The sequence below is a fragment of the Synechococcus sp. LTW-G genome (assembly GCF_054459035.1).
In genome coordinates this window covers 202,194-227,774 of sequence record NZ_JBTKYW010000001.1, presented here as the reverse complement: position 1 = coordinate 227,774, position 25,581 = coordinate 202,194, and the positions used below count along the sequence as shown (strand labels likewise).

The 25,581-nt window shown below is 62.2% G+C and carries 19 protein-coding genes; 16 read left to right on the top strand and 3 right to left on the bottom strand.

Translation table 11 applies throughout. The annotated features are described in order from the left end of the window. The first annotated feature begins 7 nt into the window (after positions 1–7). On the top strand, positions 8–2,443 hold the full coding sequence (gene recG, locus ACXIQ9_RS01245; protein WP_459015086.1) for an ATP-dependent DNA helicase RecG: 2,436 nt from the start codon (positions 8–10) through the stop codon (positions 2,441–2,443). Then, positions 2,443–3,165 carry a M15 family metallopeptidase gene (locus ACXIQ9_RS01240; protein ID WP_459015084.1) on the top strand — a complete coding sequence of 241 codons (723 nt, stop codon included), beginning with the start codon at positions 2,443–2,445 and terminating at the stop codon, positions 3,163–3,165. The genes recG and ACXIQ9_RS01240 overlap by 1 nt, the downstream gene beginning before the upstream one ends. Here ACXIQ9_RS01240 and sir read toward each other — a convergent pair. Continuing rightward, positions 3,154–4,959: a sulfite reductase, ferredoxin dependent gene (gene sir, locus ACXIQ9_RS01235; protein ID WP_459015082.1), complete on the bottom strand. Its 1,806-nt coding sequence runs from the start codon at positions 4,957–4,959 to the stop codon at positions 3,154–3,156. The two genes, ACXIQ9_RS01240 and sir, sit on opposite strands and share 12 nt — an antisense overlap. Before the next feature lie 99 nt (positions 4,960–5,058). Here sir and glyS point away from each other — a divergent pair, with 99 nt between their 5' ends. Next, positions 5,059–7,224 carry a glycine--tRNA ligase subunit beta gene (gene glyS / locus ACXIQ9_RS01230; RefSeq protein ID WP_459015080.1) on the top strand — a complete coding sequence of 722 codons (2,166 nt, stop codon included), beginning with the start codon at positions 5,059–5,061 and terminating at the stop codon, positions 7,222–7,224. 161 nt (positions 7,225–7,385) lie between these two features. Further along, positions 7,386–8,411, top strand: a complete 1,026-nt coding sequence (locus ACXIQ9_RS01225; RefSeq protein WP_424163386.1) for a fatty acid desaturase — start codon at positions 7,386–7,388, stop codon at positions 8,409–8,411. Between the two features lie 52 nt (positions 8,412–8,463). Here the strand turns inward: ACXIQ9_RS01225 and chlP are convergent, their stop codons facing one another. Then, positions 8,464–9,828: a geranylgeranyl reductase gene (gene chlP, locus ACXIQ9_RS01220; RefSeq protein WP_247478322.1), complete on the bottom strand. Its 1,365-nt coding sequence runs from the start codon at positions 9,826–9,828 to the stop codon at positions 8,464–8,466. 195 nt (positions 9,829–10,023) lie between these two features. Here chlP and ACXIQ9_RS01215 point away from each other — a divergent pair, with 195 nt between their 5' ends. The 8 genes from ACXIQ9_RS01215 (at position 10,024) to ccsB (ending at position 19,194) form a co-directional block, all read left to right on the top strand. After that, positions 10,024–10,728, top strand: coding sequence for a M15 family metallopeptidase (locus ACXIQ9_RS01215; RefSeq protein ID WP_459015077.1), 705 nt, complete (start codon positions 10,024–10,026; stop codon positions 10,726–10,728). A gap of 16 nt (positions 10,729–10,744) precedes the next feature. Further along, positions 10,745–13,255 carry a U32 family peptidase gene (locus tag ACXIQ9_RS01210; protein ID WP_459015075.1) on the top strand — a complete coding sequence of 837 codons (2,511 nt, stop codon included), beginning with the start codon at positions 10,745–10,747 and terminating at the stop codon, positions 13,253–13,255. 268 nt (positions 13,256–13,523) lie between these two features. Beyond that, complete coding sequence (gene typA / locus ACXIQ9_RS01205) at positions 13,524–15,332, top strand: translational GTPase TypA (protein WP_459015073.1); 1,809 nt, start codon at positions 13,524–13,526, stop codon at positions 15,330–15,332. Next, positions 15,329–15,724 carry a DUF309 domain-containing protein gene (locus ACXIQ9_RS01200; protein WP_459015071.1) on the top strand — a complete coding sequence of 132 codons (396 nt, stop codon included), beginning with the start codon at positions 15,329–15,331 and terminating at the stop codon, positions 15,722–15,724. Before typA ends, ACXIQ9_RS01200 begins: the two co-directional genes overlap by 4 nt. A 49-nt stretch (positions 15,725–15,773) precedes the next feature. Next, positions 15,774–16,301, top strand: a complete 528-nt coding sequence (locus ACXIQ9_RS01195) for a hypothetical protein (RefSeq protein ID WP_459015069.1) — start codon at positions 15,774–15,776, stop codon at positions 16,299–16,301. Further along, positions 16,298–17,026: an LPS export ABC transporter ATP-binding protein gene (gene lptB, locus ACXIQ9_RS01190; RefSeq protein WP_459015067.1), complete on the top strand. Its 729-nt coding sequence runs from the start codon at positions 16,298–16,300 to the stop codon at positions 17,024–17,026. The genes ACXIQ9_RS01195 and lptB overlap by 4 nt, the downstream gene beginning before the upstream one ends. Next, positions 17,023–18,225 carry an LptF/LptG family permease gene (locus ACXIQ9_RS01185; RefSeq protein WP_296421797.1) on the top strand — a complete coding sequence of 401 codons (1,203 nt, stop codon included), beginning with the start codon at positions 17,023–17,025 and terminating at the stop codon, positions 18,223–18,225. The genes lptB and ACXIQ9_RS01185 overlap by 4 nt, the downstream gene beginning before the upstream one ends. Before the next feature lie 54 nt (positions 18,226–18,279). After that, positions 18,280–19,194: a c-type cytochrome biogenesis protein CcsB gene (gene ccsB / locus ACXIQ9_RS01180; protein WP_371820483.1), complete on the top strand. Its 915-nt coding sequence runs from the start codon at positions 18,280–18,282 to the stop codon at positions 19,192–19,194. A gap of 81 nt (positions 19,195–19,275) precedes the next feature. Here the strand turns inward: ccsB and rpe are convergent, their stop codons facing one another. Continuing rightward, a complete protein-coding gene (rpe, locus tag ACXIQ9_RS01175; RefSeq protein WP_459015064.1) occupies positions 19,276–19,944 on the bottom strand; it encodes a ribulose-phosphate 3-epimerase in 669 nt (222 codons plus the stop codon). A gap of 239 nt (positions 19,945–20,183) precedes the next feature. Here rpe and glpX point away from each other — a divergent pair, with 239 nt between their 5' ends. The 4 genes from glpX to gndA all read left to right on the top strand — a co-directional run bounded on the left by glpX (position 20,184) and on the right by gndA (position 25,578). After that, on the top strand, positions 20,184–21,188 hold the full coding sequence (glpX, locus tag ACXIQ9_RS01170; RefSeq protein WP_010316931.1) for a class II fructose-bisphosphatase: 1,005 nt from the start codon (positions 20,184–20,186) through the stop codon (positions 21,186–21,188). Positions 21,189–21,274: 86 nt separating this feature from the next. Then, positions 21,275–22,579 carry a glutamyl-tRNA reductase gene (locus tag ACXIQ9_RS01165; protein ID WP_296421639.1) on the top strand — a complete coding sequence of 435 codons (1,305 nt, stop codon included), beginning with the start codon at positions 21,275–21,277 and terminating at the stop codon, positions 22,577–22,579. A 136-nt stretch (positions 22,580–22,715) separates the two neighbouring features. After that, positions 22,716–24,011 carry a glucose-1-phosphate adenylyltransferase gene (locus ACXIQ9_RS01160; RefSeq protein WP_296421638.1) on the top strand — a complete coding sequence of 432 codons (1,296 nt, stop codon included), beginning with the start codon at positions 22,716–22,718 and terminating at the stop codon, positions 24,009–24,011. 151 nt (positions 24,012–24,162) lie between these two features. Then, positions 24,163–25,578, top strand: coding sequence for an NADP-dependent phosphogluconate dehydrogenase (gndA, locus tag ACXIQ9_RS01155; RefSeq protein ID WP_459015061.1), 1,416 nt, complete (start codon positions 24,163–24,165; stop codon positions 25,576–25,578). Positions 25,579–25,581: the final 3 nt, after the last annotated feature.

Here is a 25,581-nt window from a genome sequence, read left to right as displayed (position 1 = left end):
GGCTTGGTTGCGTCCTCTGCAACAGGCGCTCCAGCTCGAGGCTGAGCGTGGTTTTGAGGACCTGCTTGGCCGCAAGGAGCGCTTCAGCAGCTTTCTGCAGCGTGCCCTGGCGGCGCCACCGGAGGAGCTCGATCGCCAGCGCTTCTCTGGCTTGGGGGAGCTGGCCAGTGACTTTGCTCGGTATGGCGAACTGAGCCAGTCCCGCCGCCAGAGCCTGGTGCGCCGAAGCCGACAGTATCTGTTTGAACTGCAGAAGGCCCTTCAGCCGGTTCAGCCGGTCTCTCCCCCTCGACTGCGCCTGCTCTCCAGTGAGTCCCCAGGCGCTCCACGTTCCCAGACGATCCAACCGGATACCCCCTTAAGCGAGGTCCGCGGTGTGGGCCCAAAAAGTGCCACGCGCCTCGCTGCCTTGGATCTTTGGCTTGCCCGAGACCTGGTTCGCTACTACCCCCGCGACTACCTCGACTACGCCAACTTGGTGCGCATCGCCGGCCTCGAGCCCGGCAAGACGGCCACGATCGTCGCCACGGTTCGCCGCAGTCACAGCTTCACCAGCCCGCGTAACCCGAATCTCTCGATCCTCGAGCTGCATTTGGCCGATATCACCGGCCGGATTCGCGTCTCGAAGTTCTTTGCGGGGAAGCGCTTCAGCTCACCGGCTTGGCTTAAGGCCCAACAGCGCAACTATCCCGTTGGGGCCTCTGTTGCCATTAGCGGGTTGGTGAAGGAGACCCCCTACGGACCGGCGTTCCAGGACCCCTTGATGGAGGTCCTGGAGAGTCCCAATGCCTCGGTTCGCAGTGACCAGATTGGCCGCCTGTTGCCTGTCTACGGCCTGACCGAAGGGCTGACCGCCGAACGCCTGCGCAATCTGATCCGTCCCGTGGTGGCGGCTGCAGGCCAATGGGGTGATCCGTTGCCGGCTTCGCTGCAGGCGCGGGAGGGCTTGGTCCCGCTGCCGGAGGCCCTGGTCCAGATCCATGGTCCGACGAGCCAGGCGTCTCTGAGCGAGGCTCGCCACCGTCTGGTCTTTGACGAGTTCCTTCTGCTGCAGCTTGGTTTGCTGCAGCGACGCCGCCAGCTCACCAGTCGTCCCGCCCCTGCCCTGGCGGTTGAGGGTGACGCATTGCTCCAGGCGTTTTTGCAGCTGCTCCCTTTTCCCCTCACCGGAGCCCAGCAGCGCGTCTTGGCGGAGATCCGGGCTGACCTGCGGCGAGACCAGCCGATGGCCCGTCTGGTGCAGGGGGATGTCGGTAGCGGCAAGACCGTGGTCGCGATCGCTGCTCTGCTGACCGCGATTGATTCCGGCTGCCAGGGGGCCCTGATGGCACCGACGGAGGTGTTGGCTGAACAGCACTACCGCAAGCTTTGCGAGTGGCTGCCCCAACTCCATGTCACCTGCGCCCTACTGACCGGGTCGACACCCCTGCGCCGGCGGCGAGAGTTGTTGGCGGACCTGGCCAATGGAACCCTGAAGATGCTGGTGGGGACCCATGCCCTTCTGGAGGATCCCGTTCAGTTCCAGCGCTTGGGTCTGGTGGTCGTCGATGAGCAGCATCGCTTTGGCGTCCACCAGCGCAACCGCCTGCTGGACAAGGGCCTGCAGCCTCACCTGTTGACCATGACGGCGACGCCGATCCCAAGGACCTTGGCCCTCTCCATTCACGGTGATCTGGAGGTCAGCCAAATCGACGAGTTGCCGCCTGGCCGCACCCCCATTCGCACGAGCCTTTTGGCAAGCGCCGATCGCGACGAGGCCTATAGCTTGATTCGAGAGCAGGTGGCCCTCGGCCAGCGGGCCTATGTCGTCCTGCCCCTGGTGGAGGAGTCCGAGAAGTTGGACCTGCGCTCTGCCGTCGATGTGCATCAGCAGCTCAGCGAGCAGGTCTTCCCGAACCTCCAGGTCGGACTGCTGCATGGACGCATGCCCAGTGCTGAGAAGCAGGCGGCAATCACAGCCTTTGCGAGCGGCGAGACGCAGGTGCTGGTCAGTACGACCGTGGTCGAGGTGGGCGTGGATGTGCCCGAGGCCAGCGTGATGGTGATTGACCACGCCGATCGCTTCGGTCTAGCCCAGTTGCACCAGTTGCGCGGACGCGTTGGCCGAGGGGCTGCGGCGTCCTACTGCCTGCTGGTAAACGACAGCCGCAATGTGCTCGCCCGGCAGCGCCTAGAGGTGCTGGTGCGCTCCAACGACGGCTTTGAGATCGCGGAAATGGACCTGCGCCTGCGGGGTCCCGGTCAGGTCCTGGGCACCCGCCAGAGTGGCCTGCCAGATCTGGCGCTCGCAAGCCTCACCGACGACGGGGAGGTGCTGGAGCAGGCCCGCCGCGTGGCCCAGGAGATCGTGGCGGAGGATCCTGATCTGGATCAACACCCGGGCCTTGCCAAAGTGCTGAGCGACCAGCGTCATCGGGTCGCCCAAGCTGCCCGCCTGAACTGATGCACCTGCGGCCCTGGAGTGACATCGTCATCCGCGACTGCGCCGAGTCGCTTGCCGCCTTGCCTGCGGCTCTCTTTCGGATCGAACCCCACCCCTATGTCGCCGTTGGTGCCCCCTATGGCGAGGGTGCCTGTCCCTTTCGCCTCCGCACCGGAGTCATTCAGCGCCTCCTCCAGGCCCAGACGGTTTTAAGCACGGCTGAACCCGGCTACCGCCTGGCGATCTTTGACGCTTGGCGTCCGATTGCTGTCCAGCGCTTCATGGTGGACTACGCCATCGCCCAGCAGTGCAGCACTCGAGGCCTAAACCCCAGCTCGGCCAGCCCAGCCGTGGCGTCTGTCATTGACGAGGTGAGTCGCTTTTGGGCTCCGCCCAGCCTGGATCCTGCGACACCACCTCCCCACAGCACCGGAGCGGCGGTTGATCTCACCCTGCTGGATGGGGCGGGCGAACTCGTCGACATGGGTTCTGACATCGACGCGATCGGTGCTGTATCAGAGCCGCACCACTACCGCACCGTTGCCGATACGACGCCTGACGGTGTGGAGCGCCAACAGGCCCTCGAATGGGATCGACGACGCCGACTCCTCGCTGATGCGATGGAATCGCAGGGCTTCGCCCAACACCCCAACGAGTGGTGGCACTTCAGCTACGGCGACCAGCTCTGGGCCTGGCAGCGGAGCCAGAGCGAGGCGATCTATGGCCGTGCGTCAGACGGCTGAGCGGACCAGCTCTTCAACGGACTGGCGGCCGAGCTTGGCGACATAGTCACCGAAGCTGCGCCGGCCGCCTGCGGCCTTCCAGCCCTTCAGCAGCGGTTCAATCGTGCTTTCGAGTTTCTCCAGCGGCATCCGCTCGAGGTAGGGCTCAGCCAGACGATTCAAGTTCGGTGTTCCACCAAGCCAGAGTTGGTACTGATTGACGCCATCACCCACCAGGCCCAGTTCAGCCATGTAGGGACGGGCGCATCCATTTGGACAGCCGGTCATGCGCACCAGGATTGATTTCTCAATCTCGAGGCGCCGAAGTTGTGCATCCAGCCGCGCCAGCACATCGGGAAGAATCCGCTCGGCCTCGGTCACCGCTAGCCCGCAGAGGGGGAGCGCAGGACAGGCAATGGCGTGACGCGCCAGTTGGTCCGGTGTTTCGGGCGTCTCAACGCCAAGGGCGGCGAGGGCTTCTTTGACTGCAGCCCGCTGGGCCGTGCCGATGTTGCAGAGCAGCAGATCCTGGTTCGGGGTGAGACGAATCTCCAATTGATAGGTCTCCACCAGCTGGCGAAGGCCCCGCTTGAGATCGCCCGAGAGACGGCCACACAACAGCGGGATGCCGACGAACCACTTGCCGGCGCTGATGCGATGCCAACCCAGATAGTCCTCAAGCTTGGCTTTGGGCTCAAGTCGTAGACCCTTGATCGGGTGCGAGAAGTACTTCGCCTTCAGTTCGTCTTTGAACCAGCGAATGCCTTGATCGTGGATCAGGTACTTGAGACGTGCGTGACGACGGTTGTTGCGGTCACCGTGGTCCCGTTGCAGGGCCAGGATCGCCTGCACCAGATCAAAAATGTGTTCAGCTGCCACATAGCCGAGGGGATCAGCTGTGCGGGCAAACGTCTCCTCCTTGTTGTGGGTGCGGCCCATGCCACCACCCACATAAACGTTGCAGCCACGGAGTTCGCCGTTGGCATCAGCAAAGGCCACCAGGCCGATGTCCTGGGTCAGCAGATCGACGGAGTTGTCCCCAGGTACCGTCACGGCCACCTTGAACTTCCGGGGTAGGTAGGTGCCGCCGTACAGAGGCTCTTTGGCGTCCCCGCTAAAGACACCCCCTTCCTGTTGCCGCTCGCGGGCCTTCTTCACGGGGCGGCTGGGTTTGATCCGGTAACTCAGATCGCCATCGACCCAGAGGTCCAGGTAGCTGCCCTCAGCGGCCTGCGGGCTGAGGACGTCAGCGATGTCGTTGGCCAACTGGCGGGCCGCTGGATAACCGCCTTTTTCGAAGGGGGCCGCCGGTGCCATGACGTTGCGGTTGATGTCGCCGCAGGCCGCCAAGGTCGAACCCATCGAGCGAATGATGGTGCCGATCACCTCCTTGAGATGTCCTTTACGGATGCCGTGCATCTGGAAGGCCTGACGGGTGGTAGCCCGCAGCGTTCCATTGCCGAGGCGATCGGCCAGCTCATCCATCGCCAGATACAGGCCGGCCGGGATCCGTCCAGCGGGGCTGCGCAGGCGCAGCATCATCTGCCAGTCCTTCTCTTGACCCTTCTGCCTGTTTTCGCGGTTGTCCTGTTGATAGCTGCCGTGGAATTTCAGCAGCTGAACGGCCCCGTCACTGAAGTGACTCAGGTCGTTCTGCAGCTCTGCAGCGAGAGGGTCCTTCAGGTAGTCGCTGTCGGCCTTGAGTTGCTCAAACTTGGTGCGCTCTGCGCCTGTGGCGATCGAAGGGGAAAACGTCCGTTCCTCGGGGCTCTTCTGCTCCACTTGCCCCACGGACTGCCCTTCGGCCACGCTCACGCACCACAAACAGTGATCTTTGAACGTAGCGAAGCGTCGACCAGGCTTGACTTCGGAGCCGTTTCAATAAGCTGATCGGCTGCTGAGGCTGCCTGCTCCGTGTCCACCTTTCTGCTTGAGATCGGGACTGAGGAGTTGCCCGCGGATTTTGCGCGCCTGGCGCTGCCGCAGCTGGAGCAGGCGGTGAAGCGTGATCTGAGTGCAGCGCGACTGAGCTACGGCCAGGTTGAGACCACCAGCACTCCCCGTCGCCTGGTGGTCCAGGTGAGTGATCTGCCTGAATCAGCCCCCGATCTGCGCGATGAGCGCAAGGGGCCACCCGCAGCACAGGCGTTCAAAGACGGTGTCCCGACCCAGGCCGCCATAGGTTTTGCCAAGCGCTGCGGTGTTGATCCCGCTGCCCTTGAGGTGCGTGACACCCCCAAGGGTCCGTTTGTCTTTGCGGAAGTACTGGAAGCCGGGCGCCCCGCCCGTGAGCTCCTGGCGGAGGCCATTCCCCAGTGGATTGCAGCCCTCCAGGGCCGTCGTTTTATGCGTTGGGGCGTGGGAGAAAGCCGCTTTTCCAGGCCCGTGCGTTGGCTGGTGGCGCTGCTGGGATCCGAGCTGATCCCCGTCACCCTCTCCGGTAGCGACCCCGTCGTGCAGTCCGGCCAGACCAGCCGTGGCCACCGTCTCTACAGCGACGCCGTGGCGATCCCGTCGGCCGATGCCTATGCCGCTGCCCTGGCCGACGCCGGGGTGGTGGTCAATCGCTCTGATCGGGCTTCATTCATTCGCACCAGCGTTGAACGCAGTGCCGCCGTCTTGGATGCGGTTCCCGATTTACCCAGTGACCTCTTTGAGGAACTGACTGATCTCGTTGAGACCCCCCTGTTGATCGAGGGAAGCGTTGCGGACCATTACCTGGCTCTGCCCGCGGAGGTCTTGAGCACCGTGATGCGTGCCCATCAGCGTTACGTGCCTCTGTATCGCAAGGACGCGGATTCCGACCCCCTGGCCTTGGACGCCCGCAAGAGTTTGCTGGCGCGGTTCCTCTGCATTGGCAATGGCCTTGCCGAGGCCAGCGACACCGTCCGCCGGGGTAACGAACGGGTCCTGAAGGCCCGGTTGGCTGACGCTGAGTTCTTTGTCCAGGCCGACCGCGCCGTCGCCAGCGCTGAGCGGCGCGAGCAGCTCAAGCGGGTGACCTTTGCTGAGGGCCTGGGTTCACTCCTCGATCGCGTTGAGCGGCTCGAGTGGCTCACTGCCCTACTGGCCGAGCAGCTCAAGCTGCCGAACCAGGTGGCCGGCCACTCCACCCGCGCGGCTCACCTGTGCAAGCACGATCTCGTCAGCCAGATGGTTGGTGAGTTCCCTGAGCTGCAGGGCGTCATGGGCGGCAAGTATCTGCTCGCCGAGGGTGAACCCCGCGAGGTGGCCCTGGCTGTGCTGGAGCACTACCAACCCAAGGGGGCTGGTGATGCCCTGCCAAGTTCGGTGGCAGGTGCTGTGGTGGCGCTCGCGGAGCGGTTTGAACTGCTTCTGAGCATTTACGCCAAGGGTGAGCGTCCCACCGGTTCCTCGGACCCCTATGCCCTGCGCCGGGCTGGCAACGGCATCCTCCAGATCCTTTGGGATCAAGGTTGGAGCCTCAACATCAAGACCCTCCTGGAACGTGCGACGCAGCATTGGGCCAAGCTGCTGCCCCATTTCAAGGTCGATGCAGCGGCATTAGCTCAGGAACTCTCCGAGCTCATGGGGCAACGCCTGCAGAGCCTGCTGGAAGAGGCCGCCATTGATTCCGATCTGGTTCAAGCCGTCGCTGGTGAAACGGTTTCTCTCGAGAGGCTCCTGGCCGACCCGGGTGATGCGCGTCAACGGGCCTCTCTCCTCCAGAGCCTGCGCTCTGGCGGCGAGCTCACCGCTGTCCAGGCCGTGGTCACCCGTGCTGCGAAGTTGGCCACCAAAGGAGATCTGCCTCAGACGGTTCTTTCGGCCAGCGCTGTTGTCGATGCAAGCCTCTTTGAGAAGTCCAGCGAAGCCGGGATGCTTTCGGTTTTGAACAGCCTGGAGCCTGTCGCCACCGGCAGTGATCCCGATCGCTACGCCCAACTGGCCCAGGGACTGATCGCTGGTGCTTCGGCCCTTGCGAATTTCTTTGATGGAGAGGACAGCGTGATGGTGATGGCCGAGGACGCATCGATCCGCGCCAACCGCCTCAATCTGTTGGGTGTTCTCAACAACCAGGCATCGGTTCTGGCTGACTTCAGCCGGATCAGTGGCTAACGCTCTGTAACAAGAGGTCTTAGCCTGTTTGCAACAAAGAGGCTGATCCGCTGACGACTTCCATCCGCTCAGCAGAGCTCGACAGGCCACTGAGTCGCGGCGATTTCTCCCTCGCTTCTTTTCGCCAGTCCAGCAACGCCAGAGCGCTCTGGCAGGTCCTCGTGACCGTTCTTCCCATTGCCGCTCTCTGGGCCGTCATTCCCGTTTGCGCGGCTGATCCTGGTTTGCGCTGGCTTTTGGTGCCGGTGCTTCTGGCACTGGTGTTGTTCTCTGCCCGCAGCTTCTCGCTGATGCATGACTGCGGCCACGACACGCTCTGGTCAACGCGATGGTGCAACCGACTGACGGGCTTTGGCTTGGGTTGCTTGAACGCCATTCCGCAGTTCCCCTGGTCCCGGGGTCATGCCTTTCACCACAAGCACAACGGCAATTGGGATGTCTATCGGGGGCCGTCGTCCCTTTTGACGGTGGAGCAGTTTCTCCAGTTGTCCCCTTCTGCCCAGTGGCGCTATCGCCTGATCCGCCACCCCCTGATGCTCTTTCCCGGTGGCTTCTTTTACCTGGTGATCCGTCCCAGGCTTCAGCTACTACTCGGCTCAGCTGAATTCGCGGGCGCAGCACTGAAGCAGGCCATTCGCTTCCCTAGGACGGGACCCTCCGGTTGGAAGCGCTTTGTTCTGGACTTTAAGTCCAGCCACTGGTACACCACAGGTGAATGGATGGACCTGGTCGCCAACAACGTCGTGGTTCTGACCAGTTGGGTTCTCATGGCTTCCTGGTTGGGCCTTGGGCTTTTTCTGAGCTGCTATTCCTTCGTGATGGCCTGCTCAGCGGCCATGTTTATCTGTGTCTTCTTTGTTCAGCACAATTTCCAGGGTTCTTACACCAGTGGAACCTCCGGTTGGAGTTATTTCAAGGGTGCCATTGAAGGCAGCAGCAACCTTGTGCTGCCAGCCATCTTGAACTGGTTCACGGCTGATATTGCTTTTCATTCTGTCCATCACCTTTGTGAACGCATTCCCAATTACAGACTCCGGGACTGCCACCGCTTCCATTCGCATTTACTGCAGAACTGCACCTATCTGACCCTGAAGGACATTCCCCATTGCTTTGACCTCATTCTTTGGGATTCCAAGGCGCTGGAGTTGGTTAGCATTGATCAAGCACTGAGCACCGCCTCGGCTTAAGCACAAAAAAGGCAGTGGAGTAATCCACTGCCTTTTTTGACCAACCAGGTCCTTATTTGCCGCTCAACGCCGGCTCACGATCGGCTTTGGCTTTGGCCTTCTGGTTCCCGACGCGGATACCACCTTTGATGGTGCTCACGGCCAGCATGGCGTTGACCTCTCCGTCCTCGCGGACGGCGCTGGGAACGGGCTTGTAACCCTGCGGTGCCAGAGCGTTACCGCGGAGAACGGAGCCGAGGGTCAGCAGGGTCAGCTTGAGTTGCTGCCAGGGGTTCATCGCTACCACGCGCTTGTAGAGGTAGCTGTCGAACGTCAGGCGCTGAACGTCCTTGTCGTCGCACATCTCGACGAAGGCTTCACGGGCCGCGTCGTTGCGGTAGAAGACGTTCTGGAGAATTTCGAGCACCTTGTAGGTGGCGCCGTACTGGCGATCCCACTTCTTGAGGTACTTCTTGAGGTCGGCTTCAGTCGGAACCCGCTTGCCGCCTTGGCTGGCCTCAACGATCTGCTCGGCGCACATCCGACCACTCTTGGCGGCGAAGTAGATGCCCTCACCGGAGCTCTTGGTCACATAGCCGGCGGCATCACCAACAAGCGCCATCCGGCCGACGACGCGGCGGGGACGGGGGTGCTCAGGAATCGGGTGGGCCTCAACCTTGATGACTTCGCCATTCACCAGACGCTTCTTGGCGCGTTCGCGAATGCCCTCCTGCAGGCTCTTAATCAGCGCCTGGTTTTCCTGCATGGTCCCGGTGCCGACCGCGACGTGGTCGTACTTCGGGAACACCCAGGCGTAGAAGTCGGGGGACACATCCGTGCCCACGTACATCTCGGCCAAGCTCTCGTAGTACTTCATCTCCTCAGCAGGCAGCTTGATGCGCTCCTGGAAGGCGATGGCCACGTTGTAGTCACCAGCATCCATGGCCTTGGCCACGCGGCTGTTGGCACCGTCGGCGCCAATGATCAGGTCCACCTCGAGACTCTTGGTCTCACCAGTGGCCTCACCCTCGCTGTAGTCGGAGTAGGTGAGGGTGTAGGGCCCCTGGCGATTGGCCCCGGTGTCGATCTTGGTCACCAGACCGTTGACCAAGTTGGCGCCGAGTTCAGCGGCGCGGTCGCGCATGAAGGCATCCATGACCTCCCGGCGGCACATACCGATGTATTCGTTCTCGTTTTCGAGATTGATGTCCACCTCACGGTTGGAGGGGGAGATCATCTTCATGTTGCGGACCTTACGGTCGATGATCGACTCGGGCAGGTCGAACTCCTCGACCATGCACAGAGGGATGGCCCCACCACAGGGCTTGGCGTTATCCAGCTTCCGCTCGAAGATCCAGGTCTCAATTCCCGCCTTAGCCAGAATTTCAGCAGCACAGGAACCACTCGGGCCGCCGCCCACCACCGCGACTCGCAACATCTTGAAACCCGCTCCGCCAGAAGGATGTTGACGCGAAGCTAACACCGCTTGATAGGCAACCGCTGGCAACTCCAGCGCGAGCTCGTAACATCACATAACCCCAGTTCCAACGGGAGTTCTCGCTTGCCTAGCCCCGGTCGTCAGACCAGCCAGTACCGGGCGGGCGCAAGCAAGGTCGGCGCTGAACCCTCCGGCATGGATGACATTCCTCTCGCCAGGCGCACCCTCTCCCCCAGCCTGCAGCGCAAACGTCGGACTCCCGTTGCCGTAGCCAGCGCCTCTGCAGCACTCGTTCTCGTTGCAGCTGTGGCCTATGCGTTGCGGGCTCCACTGCTGAGACGGTTGGCTCCCGTTCCCGTTGCCGGGCTGAGTGCCCGTCTGAGTTCCGACGGCCGCCTGCTCGGTCACTTCCCCTATCCCGAGGCGGACGACTCCCAACTGATCAGTATTGGCCCAGGCGTGGCACTCAATGCCCAGGCGGCCGAGGCTCTGCGTCAGATGCGCCGCGCTGCTGATGCCGAGGGTGTGGACCTGCGGGTGCTCAGTGCCTTCCGCTCGATCTCCCTTCAAAAGCAGATCTTTTTCGACGTCAAATCAGAGCGCAATCAAAGTGCTCGGGAACGAGCGCAGGTCAGTGCACCGCCCGGATTCTCTGAGCACAGCACGGGCTACGCCGTTGACTTTGGCGATGGTCGACGCCCCGAGACCCATCTTTCCCAAAGTTTCGATCGCACCGAGTCCTTTGCCTGGCTTGAGCGCAACGCCAATCGCTTTCATTTCGTCCTCTCCTTTCCGAAGGACAACCGTCAGGGCGTGAGCTACGAGCCCTGGCACTGGCGTTTTGAGGGATCCGCCGATGCGCTGAAGACCTTCGATGCCGCCGGCCGCTTCTCGGAGTAATCCATGGAACTGATGCATGGCTGAGGCCCCATTGCCGGAATTGCTGGCGCCGGCGGGTTGCTGGGAATCCCTCAAAGCGGCCGCCGTCAACGGAGCTGACGCGGTTTATTTCGGGGTCGAGACCTTCAACGCACGCCTGCGGGCCGAAAACTTCAAGGCGTCTGATCTCCCCGAGGTGATGGATTGGCTCCATCGCCGCGGCCTGAAGGGTTTCCTGACCTTCAACGTCTTGGTCTTCACCGACGAGCTCAGCCGAGCGGCGGAGTTACTGCTGGCCGCTGACGCTGCCGGAGTCGACGCCCTCATCGTCCAGGACATTGGCCTTGCCGCATTGGCCCAGCAGCTCACCCCGGAGCTGGCTATCCACGGCTCGACCCAGATGTCCATCACCAGCGCTGCCGGTGTGGCCATGGCTCAAGAGTTGGGCTGCCAGCGCGTGGTCCTGGCGAGGGAGTTGAGCCTCAAGGATCTGCAGCGGATTCAGCAGCAGCTGGTGAAGCGTCAGCTGGAGATGCCCCTTGAGGTCTTCGTTCACGGCGCCCTTTGTGTGGCCTATTCCGGCCAGTGCCTCACCAGTGAGGCCCTTGGCCAGCGCAGTGCCAACCGCGGCGAATGCGCCCAGGCCTGCCGGCTTCCCTATGAACTGATTGTTGATGGAGAAGAGCTGGACCTCGGCGAGCAGCGCTATCTGCTCTCACCCCAGGACCTAGCCGCCTGGGATCTGTTGCCGGAGCTGGTGGATGCCGGCGTGGCCAGCTTGAAGATCGAGGGCAGGCTCAAAGACCCCACCTATGTGGCCGCGGTCACCGACGCCTACCGCCAGGGCCTCGATCAGCTCTCTGGTGAGCGCACGCCTCTGGAGCAGTCTGAGCAGCGGGAGCTCCGGCGAAACCTGGAGTTGAGTTTCTCGCGCGGGCTCAGCACCGGTTGGCTCGCAGGCATTGATCACCGTCAGCTGGTCCATGGGCGCTGGAGCAAAAAGCGCGGCCCCTGGCTTGGGCGCTTGGAGCGTGTTGATGGGGACTGGCTGCTCTTCAAGGGCCGTCTGGACTGCAAAGCCGGTGACGGACTCGTGCTGGAGGTCCCCCATTCCGATCCCCTGTTGCCCCCTAAAGAAGTCGGGGGACGGGTGATGGCAATCGAGCCCAGGCCGAAGGGGGGATGCGCCGTGCGGCTGGGTCCTAAGCGCGTTGATTTGCGTGGCTTGCGCCGGGGCAGTCCCTGCTGGTTGACCAGCGTTCCCCAGCGGGAGAGCCGCTTTCAGCGCATGGCCGAGCGCTCCCTGGAGGAGCAGCGGCGCCCTTTGGTGTTGAAGGCCTCGGGCTCGTGCGGGACCGCCCTTCGGCTTGAGGTCGTCAGGGCGGCCGGTCTGTCGATCGAGGGATGCTTCGTTCTCAGTGAGCAGCCCCTCTCACCTGCGCAGGGTCAAGCCTTGAACCGTGAACGTCTGGAGCAGCAACTCGGACGACTTGGCGGCACCCCTTGGCGTCTAGAGCAGCTGGAGCTGGAACTTGAACCGGATCTCTTTCTTCCGCTTGCCCAGTTGAACCAACTGAGACGGCGCCTGGTGGATCAGCTCGCACAGCAGGCCACTCCAGTCCCCCCAACGATCCGGGAGCAGCGCCCAGCGGCTGACCTCCTGGAGGCATTGATTCCTCCCATTGCTGAAGCTGAACGGCTGGAGCCCCAGTTGAGCGTTCTGGTGCGTGACCTCGACCAGCTCGATGCCCTGAAGGATCTTCCAGTCGATCGGGTGATCGTTGATCTTGAGCATCCTGCGCAGCTGCGGGAGGCCGTCAAACGCGGCAAGGGGTATTGGCCCGGTGGTCTCTGGTTGGCGGGTCAGCGGATCTGCAGGCCCGATGAGTCCTGGAGTCTGGAACCGCTAATTCGCGCTGAGCCGGACGGCTATTTGGTTCGGAATGTGGATCAGCTGGAGCGGCTAACACCCCTGGCCCCCTGCCAGGGCGATTTCTCCTTGAACGTCGCCAACCCCATCACTGCCCGCTGGTTGCTTGAGCGCTGGGGCCTGGAACGGCTGACGGCGAGCTACGACCTGGCGTTGGATCAGCTGTTGGCCCTCGTCAGGACCTGTCCTCGCGAGGCCCTCGAGCTGACCCTGCACCAGCACATGCCGCTCTTTCATATGGAGCACTGCCTGTTTTGTGCCTTCCTCTCTGAGGGGCACGACCACACCGACTGCGGCCGTCCCTGTGAGCAGCATCAGGTTCTCCTGCGGGACCGGAGCGGCGCAGAGCATCCCCTGCGCGCTGATCTGGGTTGCCGCAATACCTTGTTCAATGCCCGTGCGCAGACCGCCGCTGAGGCCATTCCCCAATTCCTGGAGGCTGGCGTTCGCCACTTCAGGCTCGAACTGCTGCAGGAAACCGCCGCGGATACCCAGCGCCGTGTCGCCCTCTACCGCCAGGCCCTCAACGGAGAGATCAGCGGGCAGATGGTCTGGCAGAGCGAACAGTTGGAAAGCCGCCTGGGGGTGACCCGCGGAACCCTGTCCGAGCGCCACTAGAGCGGTTTGTTGCTGGGATAGATTGCGTTAACGCACCGAAGGGTTCTTTGGTTTTGGTGTGTGGTCGTTCGTCACGAACGCTCCAGACACATCAGCCACGCTGCAAGAGATACCGGCTTTGTTCGATCAGGTTCATTCCTGCGACGTTGCCCATGGGTTTCAGCCACCGTTCCCAAGCCAACGCCTGCTCTTGAGTTAAGCGTTGCGGCCGTTAGCTGCGGCGTGCTCCAGCCAGACCATCCCTGACCTCCTCCCTCGAGCCCCATCCATGAGCGGCGAGCATCCCGGAACACCGATCCGCAATATCGCGATCATTGCCCACGTCGACCACGGCAAAACCACCCTGGTGGATGCCCTGCTGGCCCAGTCGGGCATCTTCCGCGACAACGAGGCCGTCCCCACCTGCGTGATGGACTCCAACGACCTGGAGCGTGAGCGGGGTATCACGATCCTCTCCAAGAACACTGCGGTGGACTTCGAAGGGATCCGGATCAACATCGTTGACACCCCTGGTCACGCTGACTTCGGTGGCGAAGTGGAGCGCGTGCTCGGCATGGTCGACGGCTGTCTGTTGATCGTGGACGCCAACGAGGGGCCGATGCCCCAGACCCGTTTCGTGCTGAAGAAGGCGCTCGAGAAGGGCCTACGTCCGATCGTTTTCGTCAACAAGATCGACCGCGCCCGCGTTGATCCTGAGCAGGCCGTCGACAAGGTTCTGGATCTGTTCCTGGAGCTGGGTGCCGACGACGATCAGTGCGACTTTCCCTACCTCTTTGGTAGTGGCATGGGTGGCTACGCCAAGCCCGACATGGCCACCGAGAGCGACAACATGCGTCCGCTCTTCGATGCCATCCTTCGCCACGTTCCGCCCCCGGTTGGCGACCCCGAGAAGCCCCTGCAGCTTCAGGTCACAACACTCGACTACAGCGATTTCCTCGGCCGAATCATGATCGGCCGGATTCACAACGGCACGATCAAGGGCAACCAGCCGGTCGCTCTGTTGCGCGACGACGGCAGCGTCAAGCGCGGCCGCATCAGCAAGTTGCTCGGCTTCCAGGGCCTTCAGCGCGTCGAAGTGGCCGAGGCCCGTGCCGGTGACCTGGTGGCCGTCTGCGGCTTTGACGAGGTCAACATCGGCGAAACCATTGCCTGCCCTGACGAGCCCAAGGCGCTGCCCCTCATCAAGGTGGACGAGCCGACCCTGCAGATGACCTTTGTGGTCAATGACTCGCCCTTCGCGGGCAAGGAGGGCAAGTTCGTCACCAGCCGTCAGGTGCGTGACCGTCTGAATAAAGAGCTGCTGACCAACGTCGCCCTGCGGGTTGAGGACACCGACTCCCCTGATCGCTGGGCCGTCAGTGGCCGCGGTGAGCTGCACCTGGGCATCCTCATCGAGACCATGCGCCGTGAGGGCTATGAGTTCCAGGTCTCTCAGCCTCAGGTGATCTTCCGCACCATCGATGGCACCCCGTCGGAGCCCTTCGAGACCCTGGTTCTGGATGTGCCCGAGGAATCGGTGGGTGCCTGCATCGAGAAGCTCGGCGTCCGCAAGGCCGAGATGCAGAACATGGAGAACACCAACGACGGCCGCACCCAGCTGGAGTTTGTGGTGCCCTCCCGAGGCCTGATCGGCTTCCGTGGTGACTTCATCCGCGCCACCCGCGGCGAGGGGATCATGAGCCACTCCTTCCTCGACTACCGCCCGATGCAGGGCGATTTCGACACCCGTCGCAACGGCGTGTTGATCGCCTTCGAGGAAGGGACCGCGACCTTCTATGCCCTGAAGAACGCCGAGGACCGCGGTCAGTTCTTCATCAGTCCGGGCACCAAGGTCTACAAGGGAATGATTGTCGGCGAAAACAACCGTCCCCAAGATCTGGAGCTGAATGTCTGCAAGACCAAGCAGCTCACCAACATGCGCTCGGCCGGTGCAGAGGAACTCGATACCCTCCAGGCCCCGATGCAGATGACCCTGGAGCGGGCGCTGGAGTACATCGGTCCCGATGAAATGCTCGAGGTCACCCCTGAGTCGATTCGCCTGCGCAAACTGCCCGCGAAGAAGCCCGCGAAACGTTGAATCAGCCCCTCGACCCTGAGGAAACCAGCCTGACGTGCGATCCCCGTTTCGGGGAGGCCGTCAGGCTTTTCAATGCGGGTGAGTGGTACGCCTGCCACGACGGCTTTGAGGAGCTCTGGCACGAAACCCAGGGACCTTGCCGTCGCACGCTGCAGGGGATCCTGCAGATTGCGGTTGCCCACCATCACCTGGACCGCGGCAATCAGCGTGGGGCCATGGTTCTTCTGGGTGAGGGCCTCGGCCGGCTACAGGGGGCAGGGCCGACCCAGTTCGAGCTCGCCCTCGACCCCTTGAGGCAGGTCGCCCGTGAACGGCTCTTGGCCCTGCACGAGAACCGCTCGCTGGAGGGCATTCCCTTACCCGAACTCACAACCATTGATGCCGATTCCTGAAGGAATGCAGCGGTGCTCGGCGATACGATGGGCATCACGCATTGCAGGAGTGGGCTTGGCCGCAGATCGCAGCACTGGCCCACTCCGGTGCAGCGCCCTCGCTAGTGGCGCAGCAAGCCTTGGACTTTTGATCGGCGTCTGCGCTCCAGGCTGGGCTCAGCAGGGCGTTCCGGCGGCTGAAGTCATCAGCGTTGAAGAGGTCGTCAGCACTGAAGCGGGCGATGGATCGGCTCCCATTCCGACCAAGCCCCTGCGGTTGAACACCGGCCTGGTGACGATTGAGTCGGACCAACAGCAAGCGGATCAGCAGACCGGTGTGATCACCGCCAGTGGCAACGTCCGCATCGTCTATCCCGATGAGCGGGTCGTGGCCACCGCCCGCCAAGCTCAGTACTTCAGCAATGAGGGCCGGGTTGTCCTCAGTGGTGATGTCGACATCCTTCAGGACGGCGGCAATTGGCTGCGTGCTGAACAGGTGATTTACCTGGTGGATAGTGAGCGCATGCAGGCCATCCCAGCCCGCGGTCAGCAGGTGTTCAGCCGGGTCGTTCTGAGCTCCGGCCCCGCGAAGCCATGAGCCTGGTCCTTGATCGCGTCGCCTTGACCATTGGCGGCCGACCTTTGGTGAAAGAGGTCAGCCTCAATCTCAATCCTGGAGAGGTGGTCGGGTTACTGGGCCCCAACGGAGCGGGTAAGACCACCACCTTCAATCTGGTGACCGGTCTGCTGCGCCCTGATTCAGGGGCCGTGACCATGGATGAGACCTGTGTGGCCGACTTCTCCATGCCGGAGCGTGCCCGCTTGGGCATCGGCTACCTCCCCCAGGAAGCAAGTGTCTTCCGCAGCCTGAGCGTTCAGGACAACCTGATGTTGGCTCTCCAGGAAAGTGGAGCCCCCAAGGAACAGCGCCGTGATCGGGTCGAGCAATTGGTGCAGGATTTCCACCTGAAGCCCTTTCAGCACCGCCTCGGTTATCAGCTCTCAGGCGGTGAACGCCGGCGCTGCGAAGTGGCCCGTGCCCTGGCTGTCGGTGAAAGCGGACCCCGCTATCTGCTGCTGGATGAACCTTTTGCAGGTGTCGATCCCCTGGCCGTGGCCGACCTTCAGACCTTGATCGCCGGACTGCGGGATCGAGGCATGGGGGTGTTGATCACGGATCACAACGTTCGTGAGACCCTGTCGATCACCGACCGCGCCTACATCCTGACGGAGGGAAGCATCTTGGCCAGTGGCCCCTCCCATGAGATGGCGAATGACCCCCTGGTGCGTCGCCACTACCTCGGGGAGGACTTCCGGCTGTGACGATCGCACCGACCTGGACCGAGCCCCTGCGCCGGCAGTCTCAAAAGCTCCAACGCCAATGGAGAACCCTGCCTCTGCTGGATCGCTGGCTGTTTGCCGAGATGCTCGGCCCACTGCTCTTCGGCATCGCCGCCTTCACCGCCGTCTCCCTCTCGGTGGGTGTCGTCTTTGAGTTGGTCCGCAAGGTGGCCGAGGCAGGCCTGCCGCTCTGGGCCGCTGGCAAGGTTCTCGCCCTGCGGATGCCCGGCTTCTTGGTGCTGTCTTTCCCGATGGCCACCCTGATGGCCACCCTGTTGGCCTTTAGTCGCCTCTCGGGCAGTAGCGAACTCACGGCCCTGCGCAGCATCGGCGTGAAGACCTGGCGCATGGTCGTCCCCGCCCTGGTGCTGGCGGCCCTGATGACGCTGCTGACGTTCGTGTTCAACGACGTCATCGTTCCGAGCGCCAACTATTCGGCCTCCAACGTCCTTGATAGCGCCCTCGGTCGCGCCCTCTCCGCCCAGACGGGCAAAAACGTTGTCTATTCGCGCTTCGGCCGGATTACACCCAAGGAGCCCGGTGGCAATGCCGGAGAGGGACTCACCCAGCTCTTTTATGCCAAGGAGTTCAAAAACGGTGAGATGCAGGGCGTCACCCTGCTCGATTTCTCCCGTGAGGATCAGCAGCAGGTTTTAACCGCCAACACTGCGGTCTGGGACGAGAACCGGGCGATGTGGGAGTTCCGCAATGGCCGAATTCTCAACATCGATGCGGCCAATAACTTCACCACCTCAGCCAACTACACCAGTTACTACTACCCCTTCACCCGGGCTCCCCAGGATGTGGGCATGCTGCCCAGTGATGCGGCCCAGATGACCGTGGCCCAGGCGCGCCGCGCCGAGGCACTGCTGGTTCAAGCCGGTGATCAAAAGGAAGCCCGGCGGCTGCGGGTGCGGATCCAGGAAAAATTTGCCTTCCCGGCCATCTGCCTGGTCTTTGGCTTGATCGGCAGCAGCCTGGGGGTTCGCCCCAATTCCCGCACCAGCCGCAGTCAGGGCTTTGGCATCAGCGTTTTGCTGATCTTTGGCTACTACCTGATGTCGTTCATCTTCAGCTCCCTCGGCATCAAGGGAACCCTCTACCCCTTCTTTGCCGCTTGGTTGCCGGTTTTGATTGGCCTTGGTGGCGGTCTTGTGCTGCTTCGCAAGGCCAGCCGCTGACCTTGCCTTTGGCGCGGCAGACTGTTCGCCATCTTTGATCTCGTCAGCGGTTTCGTGACCGATCCGGTTCTTGCGCTTGGTCTTGCTGCCTTTGCGCTGCTGCTCCTGGCCCTTCCCCTGTCCTTTTGGAGCGTCAGTGGCGGAGGCCAGGGCAGCACCGTGGTTCGCCTGCTGGTGGCGACGGCCAACTTGGCTCTGACAGCGCAACTGGTGCTGCGCTGGTGGCAGTCCGGCCACTTTCCGATCAGCAACCTCTACGAGTCCCTCTGTTTCCTGGCCTGGGCTTGCACCTTGACCCAGTTGCTGGTGGAGCGGACCTATCGCTCACCGCTCGTGGCCGCGTCCGCTACACCCATGGGTCTGGGCTGCGTGGCCTTCGCCTCCTTTGCCCTGCCGGATCAACTGCAGCAGGCCGCCCCACTGGTGCCCGCCCTGCGCTCCAGCTGGCTGGTGATGCACGTCAGCGTGATCATGGTGAGTTACGCAGCCCTCTTGGTCGGCTCTTTGCTCTCGATGGCGGTGCTTTTTACCGATCGCGGGCAGGCCTTGGAACTGCGCAGCAGCTCCATCGGCAGTGGCGGCTTCCGCCAGGCCAGCCTTGCCGCCGACGGAGCCCCGGTTGATCTCTCATTGAGCAGCGCCTCTCTCTCCCTCAGTGAGCAGCTCGACAGCCTGAGCTATCGCACGATCACCGTTGGCTTTCTGTTGCTCTCCGTTGGCATCGTCAGCGGTGCCGTCTGGGCCAACGAGGCCTGGGGCAGCTGGTGGAGCTGGGATCCCAAGGAAACCTGGGCCTTGATCTGCTGGCTTGTCTATGCCGCCTACCTTCACACCCGCCTGAGCCGTGGTTGGCAGGGACGCCGTCCTGCTTTGGTTGCTGTGGCTGGCTTTGTGGTGATCTGCGTTTGCTACATCGGTGTGAATCTGCTGGGCATCGGCCTGCACAGCTACGGCTGGTTCTTCAGCTAAACCAGCACATCGCTGCTGCACCTTGGGCCACAAAAAAAGCCCCGCTTAGCCGGGGCTTTTTCGTGACATCGGTGGGCTGGCTCAGGGGCGCTTGCTGTTGCGGATGCCGGTCATGGCATCGGCGTAGCTGGGCTGGTTGAACACGCCTGAGCCACTGACGATGGCGTTGGCGCCGGCTTCGATCACCTTCCAGGCGTTCTCGGCCTTGATACCGCCATCCACTTCGATCCAGGGATCCAGGCCCTTTTCGTCGCACATCCGGCGCAGGTCACGGATCTTCTGCACTTGGCTCTCGATGAAGCTTTGACCTCCGAAACCAGGGTTGACGCTCATGATCAGCACCAGATCACAGAGCTCAAGGCAGTACTCGAGGGTGTCGATCGGGGTGCCGGGGTTGAGCACCGCACCGGCCATTCTGCCGAGATCTTTGATCTGGGCGAGGTTGCGATGCAGATGGGTGCAGGCCTCGACTTGCACGGAAATGATGTCTGCACCGGCCTTTGCGAAGTCGGGGACGTACTTCTCCGGCTCGACGATCATCAGGTGAACGTCCAGGGGCTTCTTGGTCACCGGGCGCAGGGCCTCGACGATCATGGGGCCGATGGTGATGTTGGGGACAAAGCGTCCATCCATCACATCCACGTGAATCCAGTCGGCACCGGCTTCATCCACCGCGCGCACGTCCTCCCCAAGCCGGGAAAAATCCGCGGACAGAATCGAGGGGGAGATCACCAGGGACTTGGTGCTCATGGGGCGCAACCGCGGCTGAACAGGGGCTGATTGTAGGAATCGCCATCACCCCTCTTTTTCAAAGGCTGCATCGGCTCGGCGCGCCGTGAAGCACTGATACAGTGAGCGGCGCTAAAAGCCCGAGAGGCCCTGCTGGCGCTGGACTTCCACTCATTGACTGGTTCTCACGGCCGTCACATCAGTGCTCCAGAGCCCCAGAGCCCTCTCTGCGCTTCAACCCTTCCCATCGCCGGACCGCCGTGGATCGCACCCTGATTCAAGAAATTCTCGAGGTTGTTGAGCAGGCAGGCATCGCTTCCGCCAAGCTCACCGGCATGGGCCTGAAGAACGAGGCCGACGCAGCCGCCGTGGAGGCGATGCGTGAGCGCATGTACAAGATCCAGATGCAGGGCCGCATCGTGATCGGCGAGGGCGAGCGCGACGAAGCTCCCATGCTGTACATCGGCGAGGAAGTCGGCAGCGGCACCGGTCCCGGCGTGGACTTCGCTGTGGATCCCTGCGAAGGCACCAACCTCTGCGCCAACAGCCAGCGCGGCTCGATGGCCGTTCTGGCTGCTTCTGACCGTGGTGGTCTGTTCAATGCCCCCGACTTCTACATGAAGAAGTTGGCTGCACCCCCGGCCGCCAAGGGCAAGGTTGACATCAATAAGTCCGCCACCGAGAACATCAAGATCCTGAGCGAGTGCCTGGGACTGCCCGCTGAAGAGCTGGTCATCGTGGTGATGGACCGCGCCCGTCACAAGGACCTGATCAAGGAAATCCGCGCCACCGGCGCTCGCGTGCAGCCCATCTCCGATGGCGACGTGCAGGCCGCCATCGCCTGCGGCTTCGCTGGCACCGGCACCCATTGCCTGATGGGCATCGGCGCTGCTCCTGAGGGCGTGATCTCCGCAGCCGCCCTGCGCGCCCTGGGTGGTCACTTCCAAGGTCAACTGGTGTATGACCCCGCCGTCGCTCAGACCTCCGAGTGGGAAGGCCTGACCAAGGAAGGCAACCTGGCCCGCCTGGCCGAGATGGGTATCACCGATCCTGACCGCGTCTACGAAGCCAACGAACTGGCCTGCGGTGAGAACGTCGTCTTTGCGGCCACCGGCATCACCGATGGTCTGCTCTTCGACGGCGTGAAGTTCGAGAAGGACTGCACCCGCACCAGCTCCCTGGTGATCAGCACCCTGGACAACACCGCCCGTTTCACCACCACGGTCCACATCAAGGACGGAGCCCAGAGCATCGCTCTGCGCTGATCGCCTGATCAGCTCGAGCCGGGTCTCCTCTGGGAGGCCCGGCTTTCTTTTAGCCGTCCCTGTTGCGCACCCCCGGATCCACCTTCATGCACATCGCCGTCGTCGGACTCAGTCACCGAACGGCCCCGGTTGAGATCCGGGAACGTCTCAGCATTGCTGAGCAGAGCATGGAGGACTCCCTCCAGCGCCTGCGGGCGGACGAACAGGTTCTTGAGGCCTCGATTCTCAGCACCTGCAATCGGCTCGAGATCTACACCCTGCTTCGCAACCCTGAGCAGGGGGTTTCAGCCGTCGGCAGTTTTCTCAGTCAGCATTCCGGCCTTGAGCTCTCTGAGCTCATGCCCCATCTCTTTGCCTACCACCACGAGGAGGCCATCGGGCACCTGATGCGTGTCGCGGCTGGCTTGGATTCTTTGGTCTTGGGGGAAGGCCAGATCCTGTCCCAGGTCAAAAAGATGTACCGCCTGGGCCAAGAGCATCGCTCGATCGGCCCAATCCTGAACCGCCTGCTCAACCAAGCCGTCAGCACCGGTAAGCGGGTGCGTTCGGAGACCAACCTGGGGACCGGTGCCGTTTCGATCAGTTCTGCAGCCGTTGAGCTGGCCCAACTGAAGGTTGGACAGGCCCGCGGGATTGACGATCTCGTTCCCCTCGATCAGGAACAAATTGCGGTGGTCGGCGCCGGTCGGATGGCCCGACTGCTTCTCCAGCACCTTCAGGCCAAGGGAGCCAGGGGTGTTGTCCTGCTCAACCGAACCGTCTCCCGTGCCGAGGAGATGGCGGCGGACTTCCCCGCTCTGCCGGTTCAATGCCGACCCCTCAGCGATCTCAATCACTGCCTGAGCACCTGTTCCCTGGTGTTCACCAGCACGGGTGCCGATGACCCGATCATTACGGCAGAGCGTTTGGAGCAATTGAACCGACGCTCCTCCTTGATGTTGGTGGATATCGGCGTGCCACGGAACATCTCAGCGGATGTTTCCGAGCTCAGCGGCATCGCTGCCTATGACGTGGACGACCTCCAAGAGGTGGTTGCCCGCAATCAGGAGGCGCGCCGTGAAATTGCCGCTGAAGCGGAGGGCATGCTTCATCAGGAGGGGCAACAGTTCATCGAGTGGTGGGATGGTCTAGAGGCGGTCCCCGTGGCCAACAGGCTGCGCACCCAACTCGAGGAGATCCGCGAGCAGGAGCTCCAGAAGGCTCTGAGTCGGATGGGTCCTGACCTCTCCGCCCGCGAGCGCAAGGTTGTTGAGGCCCTGAGCAAGGGGATCATCAACAAAATCCTCCATGGTCCCGTCACGAAACTGAGGGCTCCCCAGCCCCGTCAGCAGCGGCACCAGGCGATGAAGGTCATCCAGGAGCTGTTCGAATTGGAGGACCTCCAGGGCTAAGTACCCCACCGGTTTTTCAAGGGATCACGGCTGTTCTGGGAAAAGCCGTACGAATTGCCGCCAATGTGCCCCAAATGCCGTGGAGCGGCCTCAGTAATCGCTTAACGTCGCCGTGCTTTTGGCGTAGAGGGAAGCGATGAAGCGCGTTCTGGCGATCATTCTGGGCGGCGGTGCAGGGACCCGCCTATACCCTCTGACCAAGATGCGGGCCAAGCCCGCCGTGCCCCTGGCTGGCAAATATCGACTGATTGATATCCCCATCAGTAACTGCATCAACTCCGACATCAACAAGATGTACGTGTTGACGCAGTTCAACAGCGCTTCCCTCAACCGTCACCTCACCCAGAGCTACAACCTCTCCTCTGGCTTTGGTCAGGGCTTTGTCGAGGTGCTGGCGGCCCAGCAGACCCCAGAGAGCCCCAGCTGGTTCGAGGGAACAGCGGATGCCGTGCGCAAGTACCAGTGGCTCTTCCAGGAATGGGATGTGGACCACTACTTGATCCTCTCCGGTGACCAGCTCTACCGGATGGACTACAGCGAGTTCGTCAACCACCACATCGCCACTGGCGCCGACATCAGCATCGGTGCCCTGCCGGTGGATGCCCCGCAGGCCGAAGCCTTCGGCTTGATGCACACCGACGAGAAAGGAAAGATTCGCGAGTTCCGCGAGAAGCCCAAGGGTGATGCCCTGAAGGAGATGTGGGTCGACACCTCCCGTCTGGGGCTCTCCCCAGAGGAAGCCGAGAAGCGCCCCTATCTCGCATCGATGGGGATCTACGTCTTCAGCCGCGAGACCCTGTTTGATTTGCTGGCGAAGAACCCAAGCGCGACGGACTTTGGCAAGGAGCTGATCCCTGCTTCCCTGGAGCGGGGTGACCACATCCAGAGCTACCTCTTCGATGACTATTGGGAAGACATCGGAACGATTGGCGCCTTCTACGAGGCCAACCTGGCCCTGACCGACCAGCCGAACCCGGCCTTCTCGTTCTACGAGGAGTCCTTCCCGATCTACACCCGTCCCCGTTACCTGCCCCCCAGCAAATTGCTGGACTCCCAGGTGACCCAATCGATCATTGGTGAGGGTTCGATCCTCAAGGCCTGCAGCATCCACCATTGCGTTCTGGGTGTTCGCAGTCGCGTCGAAGAAGATGCCGTCCTCCAGGACACCCTGGTGATGGGCAATGACTTCTTCGAGTCCCCTGCCGAGCGCAATGCACTGCGTCAACGTGGCGGCACTCCGGTTGGTGTCGGTCGCGGGACCACGGTCAAGCGAGCGATCCTCGACAAGAACGCCCGTATCGGCGACAACGTCACCATCGTCAACAAGGACAACGTCGAAGAAGCAGATCGCCCTGAGCTCGGCTTCTACATCCGCAACGGCATTGTCGTGGTGGTCAAGAACGCCAGCATCCCCGACCACAGCGTCATCTAGTCGCTCTCGATTCGTTGCTCTACCCCTCCCTGCCTGTGCAGAGAGGGGTTTTTTGTTGTCAACTCAACCTGTTTCAGTGTTCGCCAACAACGGTTCACGCCGCTGAAAGAGCTCGCCACACTGGTGACATTGGATCCGTCTTCAAAGCTCCATGGATAAGGCCCATTTCGGCTTGATCGGTCTCGGTGTGATGGGCGAGAACCTGGTGCTCAACGCTGAGCGCAATGGTTTCTCCAGCGTGGTCTACAACCGCACCTATGCCAAAACGGAAGAGTTCCTCTCTGGGATGGGCGCCGGCAAGAACATTGTTGGCTCCACGAGCCTGGAGGACTTTGTCAGCAAGCTTCAGCATCCGCGCCGGATCCTGATGATGGTCAAGGCCGGTCCTGCGGTGGATGCGGTCATCAAAGACATTTCGCCCTACCTCGAAGCAGGCGACCTGCTGATCGATGGTGGCAACTCGGAGTACCACGACACCGAACGTCGTGTGGCTGAGCTCGAGAGCAAGAGTTTTGGCTTTATCGGGATGGGGGTCTCAGGCGGTGCCAAAGGAGCCCTCGAAGGGCCGAGCATGATGCCCGGCGGCACCAAGGCCTCCTACGACGCGATTGAGAGCCTGGTCTGCAAGATGGCGGCCCAGGTGGAAGACGGACCCTGCGTCACCTACATCGGTCCCGGGGGCTCCGGCCACTTCGTCAAGACCGTCCACAACGGGATTGAGTACGGCATCGAGCAGATCCTTGCCGAGGCCTATGACCTGCTCAAGCGGGTTGGTGGTCTCAACGGCACGCAGATGGCCGACATCTTTGGCCATTGGAACAGCACCGAGGAGTTGGCCTCCTATCTCGTTGAGATCACCGAGATCTGTCTGCGCACGAAGGACCCCGCTGATGGCAGCGATCTGGTGGAGAAGATCGTCGATCAGGCGGGTCAAAAGGGCACTGGCCTTTGGACCGTGGTGAGTGCGCTGCAGATGGGTGCACCGGTACCGACCATCTACGCCGCCCTCAACGGGCGTGTGATGAGCTCGATCAAGCCCCAGCGCCAGAACGCCGAGGCGATCCTCCATGGTCCGGTGGTCCAATCCTTTGAACTCTGCGGCAACGACGGCACCGGTCCTCTGATGGATGCTGTCGTCCTGGCCTGCATGGCGAGCTATGCCCAAGGCATGGAGCTGCTGCGAATCGCCTCGGCTGAGCATGACTACAACCTGAACATGCCGTCCATCGCCCAGATCTGGAAAGGGGGCTGCATCATTCGCGCGCGTCTGCTCAAGCGCATTCAGGACGCCTTCAATGCCAATCCCCAGCTGGTCAATCTGTTGATCGACCCTTGGTTCGCCGAGCAGGTGAATCGGCGCCTCCCTGGTCTGGCGACGGTTGTTGCCGGTGCTGCCGAGGCCGGGATCCCGGTCCCTTGCCTGAGCAGCACCCTCGACTACATCAACAGCTACCGCACCGCCCGCCTGCCGCAGAACCTGGTGCAGGCCATGCGCGATTGCTTCGGCTCCCACACCTACCAACGGGTCGACCAAGAGGGGACTTTCCACACCGAGTGGCTCGATTGAGAG